This is a genomic window from Ralstonia chuxiongensis (assembly GCF_024158925.1).
GTDB classification, from domain to species: Bacteria; Pseudomonadota; Gammaproteobacteria; order Burkholderiales; family Burkholderiaceae; genus Ralstonia; species Ralstonia chuxiongensis.
Genome location: NZ_JAMYWC010000012.1, coordinates 67,815 through 73,814 on the forward strand (window position 1 = coordinate 67,815; position 6,000 = coordinate 73,814).

At 66.7% G+C, this 6,000-nt stretch carries 5 protein-coding genes; all 5 read left to right on the plus strand.

Translation table 11 applies throughout. The annotated features are described in order from the left end of the window. Positions 1-66 precede the first annotated feature (66 nt). From NKG59_RS25650 to ampD, 5 genes are read left to right on the plus strand one after another with little or no spacing between them, the layout of a single operon-like run. Positions 67-975, plus strand: a complete 909-nt coding sequence (locus NKG59_RS25650; protein WP_253543008.1) for a cytochrome C assembly family protein — start codon at positions 67-69, stop codon at positions 973-975. A gap of 45 nt (positions 976-1,020) precedes the next feature. Next, positions 1,021-1,287 carry a hypothetical protein gene (locus NKG59_RS25655; protein WP_253543010.1) on the plus strand — a complete coding sequence of 89 codons (267 nt, stop codon included), beginning with the start codon at positions 1,021-1,023 and terminating at the stop codon, positions 1,285-1,287. After that, complete coding sequence (locus NKG59_RS25660; RefSeq protein ID WP_253543012.1) at positions 1,284-3,323, plus strand: ATP-binding protein; 2,040 nt, start codon at positions 1,284-1,286, stop codon at positions 3,321-3,323. The genes NKG59_RS25655 and NKG59_RS25660 overlap by 4 nt, the downstream gene beginning before the upstream one ends. 39 nt (positions 3,324-3,362) lie before the next feature. Then, complete coding sequence (locus NKG59_RS25665) at positions 3,363-4,985, plus strand: sigma-54-dependent transcriptional regulator (protein ID WP_253543014.1); 1,623 nt, start codon at positions 3,363-3,365, stop codon at positions 4,983-4,985. Continuing rightward, a complete protein-coding gene (gene ampD, locus NKG59_RS25670; protein ID WP_253543016.1) occupies positions 4,978-5,574 on the plus strand; it encodes a 1,6-anhydro-N-acetylmuramyl-L-alanine amidase AmpD in 597 nt (198 codons plus the stop codon). The genes NKG59_RS25665 and ampD overlap by 8 nt, the downstream gene beginning before the upstream one ends. The last annotated feature ends 426 nt before the right edge of the window (positions 5,575-6,000 follow it).

The following is a 6,000-nucleotide window of genomic DNA, read 5'->3' on the forward strand; positions in this document are numbered from 1 at the left end:
CCAACGAGGCTTTCGGCGGGGGCAGGCCCCAGCCAAAACCGGGGTGCGCTGCGGTAAACTGTGCAAATGGCAATTGTACTGTATGCGCTGACGGCGCTTCTCTACGGCACCCTCGCTTCGGTAGCGTGGGCGCGACGCGGTGGGCTGGGTGCCCAGGCCCCGGCGGGAGCCATGGCGGCAGGCGGTCAATCGCCGGGCGCCACGGTGCTCGTTCCGCCGCCTCCGGGCGCCGCCGACACTGTCCCGGCCTGGTGGCGCTGGGGGTTGCTGGCCGCCTTGATCGTGCACGGGTTCCTGCTGCACGAGACGATTTTCCCGGCCAGCGCCATGGTATTTGGCTTTGCCTATGCGCTTTCGGCCATGCTGTGGCTGGGCGTGGGCATTTTCTGGATCGAAAGCCTTTTCTTCTCGCTTGCCGGCCTCGGCCTGCTCGTCATGCCCGTGGCGCTGGTCGGAAGCCTGCTGCCGGTGGCCTTCCCTGGCACGCAAATACTCGGCTATGCGGCCAGCCCGCTGTTCAAGCTGCACTTCGCTATTGCCAACGTCGCCTACGGGCTGTTCACGCTGGCGGCATTCCACGCGATCCTCATGCTGGCTGCAGAGCGCCGACTGCACACGATCAACCGGCCGGAGGCAAGTTGGTTCAGCCGCTGGCTGGATCTGCTGCCGCCGCTGCTCACGCTCGAAAAGCTGCTGTTCCGCCTGATAGGCGCGGGCTTCGTGCTCTTGACGCTGACGATCGCCTCGGGCGTGCTGTTCTCCGAGCAACTGTTCCACAGCGCCTTCCATTTCGATCACAAGAACATCTTTGCCGTGCTGTCGTGGGCGATGTTCGGCGGCATCCTGATCGGTCGGCGTTTTCGCGGCTGGCGCGGGCGCGTGGCGCTGCGCTGGGTGATGGCGTCCTTTGCGATCCTGCTGCTGGCGTACGTGGGCAGCCGCTTCGTGCTCGAAGTCATCCTGCATCGCGCCTAGCGCGCCCCTGGCGCCTGCGCCGTTACCTGTCCTTGTCTGTTCTCCATGTCCCGTCCTGTCCTGCTGATCCTGATGCTGCTCGCCGGCTGGTGGTGGTTGAGCCGCCTTGGGACGCGCTCATCCCGCTCTTCTGGGCAGGGCCAGACAGCCCCGCGCGGGCAGGGCGCGGCCAAGCGCACTCCTGAGCCCCAGGCCTCGCAACCCATCGAGCAATGTGCCGTGTGCGGTGTGCATGCACCGCGCACCGGCATGATCGCGCTGCCGGGCGGCCGCTATCGCTGCCCCGAGCATGCTGACCGAGGCAACACATGACGCCCGAAGCGTCGGGTGCCGCGCGGGCAACGCCGTCCGCCGCGCGTAGCCTGCTCGCGCGCCTGAACGCCTGGCGCGCGCTCCGTTCGGTCTGGCTGGAGCCCGATCCGCCTGAATTCCAATGGCGCCTGCTGCGCTATTTCGCCTTCAGCCGCGCAGCCGTGGCGCTGGTGCTGTTGCTATTCGTGATGGTGCCGCGCGAGCACAACGACGCAGTCGGCCTGCCCAATAGCGACGCCCTGCTCAGCCTGACGCTGCCGTATCTGGCGATGGCCCTGCTGATCCTGGCGGCGGCCGGCTGGTGGCGCACGCGATTCCAATTCCGCGTGCGGCTCGATGTGGTGCTCGATCTGCTGTTCCTGGGGCTGGCGTATGCCACGCTCTCGCGCCTGTCAGCCAGCGTGGCGATGGTGCTGCTGGTGCCCGTGCTGGCCGCCGGCGCCCTCACCAGCCTGCTGTTTGCGCTGTTCACGGCGGCCGTAGCCTCGATCGTGGTGCTGGCCGATCCGTTCCTGCAGATGATGAGCGACGGCGTGATTGCGCCGGGGCTGGCATCTGCCGGGCTGTACGGCCTGGTCTACATGATGGCCGCGTCGATGATGTACGGCCTGTCGCATCGTCAGATCGCGCAGGAACGGTTGACGATGGCCCGCGAGCGCGAGCTGCGCCTGCAACAGCTCGTCAACCGCCTGATGGTCTACGACATGCAGGACGGCGTGATGCTGGTGCGTGCCGACGGCCGCGTCGTTGCCGCCAACCCGGCCGCAGCCATGCTGCTGGGCGTGCCGCAGAGCGCGTTTGTCGGCAGCGGTGCGATGTTGTTTGACTTGAAGGACGTGCCGCACCTGCGCCCACTGCTCGAAATGCTGCGCCAGTGGCTGCGCCGCAAGAGCCGTCCCACCGATGGCGCCGGTGACGACGATGCACCGCGCATCCTCGACCTGCTGCCCATCGCCTCGGGCGGCCGGGGTGGCCGCGCCATGTTGAGCGCCCGCCTGCGCCTGCGCTTCATCCTGCCGAGCCTGGCCAACCTGCGCAGCGTCTATATGGATAGCCTCGTCAGCTCGATCGGCCTGGGCCTGCCGGGCGAGGGCGCCGAGATGCGTCCGCGTATTCCATCGGCCGAGGCCACCGCACAGGGCTGGTCGGTGGACGACGAAGCGTTTCTGCGTCACGAGCTGCATGACACCGTGCTGGTCCATGTGGAAAGCTGGGAGCGTGTGGCGGAGCAGGCGCAGCAGGAAAAGCTGGCCTCGATGGGGCGGCTGGTGGCCAGCGTCGCGCACCAGATCCGCAACCCGCTGGCCGCGATCAGCCAGGCTGCGGAACTGCTGGACGATCCGGGCGACGGCCAGGATGGCGGCGCACACGTGCGCCCGGAAAGCTCCGGCGTGGAGACGCGCCTGCTGCGCATCATCCGTGACAACGTGCGCCGGCTCGACCAGGTGGTCGCCGACGTGCTGATGCTCTCGCGCCGCCCGCGTGGCGAACGCGTGCGCGTGCAACTGGCGCAGGTGCTGCCGGAGGTCGTCGAGCGTTGGCGTGCCGAGGCCCTGCGCCGCGCAGGTGAAGCAACCGAGATCAACCCGAACCTCGTGCGCGTGGCGGTCGACCTGGACAAGCCCGTGCTGTTCGACCCGGCGCAGTTGCAGCAGGTCGTGGGCAACATGCTCGACAACGCGCTGCGCTATTGCCGCCGTGTGCCGGGTTCGATCCAGCTGGCGGCCTACGCGCTGGACGATACCCATGCCGAACTCGTGATCTGGAACGACGGCCCGGAAGTGCCGACCGAGCAGCAACGCAGCCTGTTCGAGCCGTTCTTCACGAATGACGCCCAAGGCACTGGCCTGGGCCTCTACATGGCGCGCGAGTTGTGTAGCGCCAACGATGCGCAGATCCGTTACGGCGCCATTGCACTGGAATCCTTGCTCGATCGCACCGGAGCGTTGACCATGGAGGCGCGCGACACGTTGCCGCGCCGCGCCTTCGTCATCACCCTGATGTTTGACCAACCTGCCGGGCCGATCGCGGAATGATCCGCTGGCCGCGAATTTCTGCCGACCATCTGCTGATTCATGTCCAAAGCCGCCATCGTTCGCGAACCCATTCTCGTCGTCGATGACGAAGCCGACCTGCGCGAGCTGCTGGAAATTTCCCTGCGCCGCATGGGGCACGACGTCGTGCTCGCCAGCGGGCTGGCCGAGGCGCGCGAGGCGCTCTCCCGACAGCGCTTCGCGCTCGTGCTGACCGACATGCGCCTGGGCGATGGCCTGGGCATTGAGCTCGTGCGCCAGCTCTCTGCCACGGCAGACCGCACGCCGGTGGCCGTCATCACCGCCTATGGCAGCGCCGAGAACGCGGTCGAAGCGCTCAAGGCCGGTGCGTTCGATTACATTGCCAAGCCGCTCTCGCTCGACCAGTTGCGCAGCCTCGTTCTCAACGCGCTGGGCCGCCAGCAACGCGATCCCGATCCCGGTAATGCCGACTTGGTGGAGCGCACCAACGACCTGCTGCCCGGCCATTCCGCCGCGATGCAGGAAGTGCGCCGCTCGCTGATGCGCCTGGCGCGCAGCATGGCGCCGGTGGTGATCAGCGGCGAATCCGGCAGCGGCAAGGAGCGTGCGGCGCGCGCCGTGCATGCGCTGTCTGCGCGTGCATCGCGGCCGTTTGTGGCGGTCAACTGCGGTGCGATTCCTGAGAACCTGATGGAAGCCGAGTTTTTCGGCTACGTGAAAGGCGCTTTTACCGGCGCCGACAGCGATCGCCAGGGTTTCTTCCAGGCGGCCAATGGCGGCACGCTCATGCTCGATGAGGTGGCCGACCTGCCGCTCACGATGCAGGTGAAATTGCTGCGTGCGTTGCAAGAGCGCCGCGTGCGCAAGATCGGCGAGAGCCGCGAAGACCCGGTCGACGTGCGCGTCGTTTGCGCCAGCCACCAGAACCTTGCGCGGCTGGTGGCCGCCGGCCGTTTCCGCGAAGACTTGTTCTACCGCCTGAACGTGCTGGAACTGCGCATGCCCACGCTGCGCGAGCGGACCGAAGACGTGCCCGTGCTGGCCGGCGTGCTGCTCGAACAGCTCGCCAGCCGCTACGGCGACCCGCGCCCCAAGCGCCTGACCCGTCCGGCGCTGCAGCAACTGTGCGCGTACCCGTTCCCGGGCAACGTGCGCGAGCTGGAGAACCTGCTGGAGCGCGCCTACGCCTTTGCGGAAGGCGAGTCGATCGACGTGGATGACCTTGGCGCGCTGGGCGCCGAGATCGAGCGCTCGCCGCTGTTTCACCGCACGCGCGAGGCGCAGGCTGCCGCAGCGGCCCATCACCCGATGTCGCCGCCGATGACGAGCTGGCCTGATGCCGTCTACATGCCGTCGCCGGTGCCAAGCCCCTTGGGGATGCCGCAACCGGTGGCACAGCCCGAGCCGGCCCCCGTAGCGCAGCCGGCGGAGCCGTCGCTGCCGAGCGTGGCATTGCCGATCGATCTGCCGGCCTATCTGGAGTCGGTCGAGCGCAACGTGATCCTGGCCGCGCTGGATCAGACGGGCTTCAACCGCACAGCAGCGGCCAAGCTGCTCGGCTTGTCGTTCCGCCAATTGCGCTATCGCATGCAGCAACTGGGCATTCGTGACCCGCGGGACATTGAAGCGCCGTCTGGCGACGTGGGTGAACCCGCCGGAAATGGACTGAACGGCGATGCATGAACGGTTGCATATCGGTGCTGACGGATGGGTCGATGGCGGGTGCCGGCATCCGTCGCCGAATATCGACGCGCGGCCCGAAGGCATGCCGATCGACCTGATCGTGCTGCACAACATCAGCCTGCCGCCTGCGCAATCCGTGGCGGACTTCGGCACCGAGCACGTGCTCGACTTCTTTACCAACACGCTCGACTGCGACGCGCATCCGTACTTCGATCAGCTGCGCGGCGTGCGCGTGTCGGCGCATTTCTTCATCCGCCGCACGGGCGAATGCGTGCAATTTGCATCGTGCGATGCGCGCGCCTGGCATGCCGGTGCGTCGGACTTTTTCGGCCGCACGCGCTGCAACGATTTCTCGATTGGCATCGAAATCGAGGGCACGGACGATCTGCCCTTCACGCCCGAGCAGTACGCCGCCACGGCGTCGCTCGTGCGGGCGATTTGCGCGGCGTATCCCATTACGGCAATTGCCGGGCACTCGGACATTGCACCGGGCCGCAAGACCGATCCGGGGCCGCATTTCGACTGGGCGCATCTGCGGGCGCTCGGCGGGTTCAACGCGGCCTTGTTTCCGTATCAGCACGCGCTCTGACGCGACAACCCTCTGACGCTTCACGGTCTGCAGCTCGCGTGCGAGGGTAAAACCGTGGAGTGTCACCCTCTAAGACTCAGGCACGGGGGTGAAACTGTGGAACGTCAATGTCCCGGCATCGCACGCGAGCCTAAAACCGTGGAATGCCACGGTCCGAGGGTCGCGCACGAGGGTCAAACTGTCGATGTCTCCACTGTTTGAGGCTCACGCACGACAGTAAAACAGTGGAGCGTCACGGTCCGAGGCTCACGCGCGAGTGTGAAACCGTGGAGCGCGACCGTCCGAGGGTCATTTCGTCGTGAATCGCCCCGGCCTCGGTAGACACCTGCAAGCCTCAAACTAGAGGTTAGACAGGAGAAGCAATGAGCGCACAGAGATACGCCGAGGAATTCAAGATCGAGGCAGTGAATCAGGTCATGGACAGAG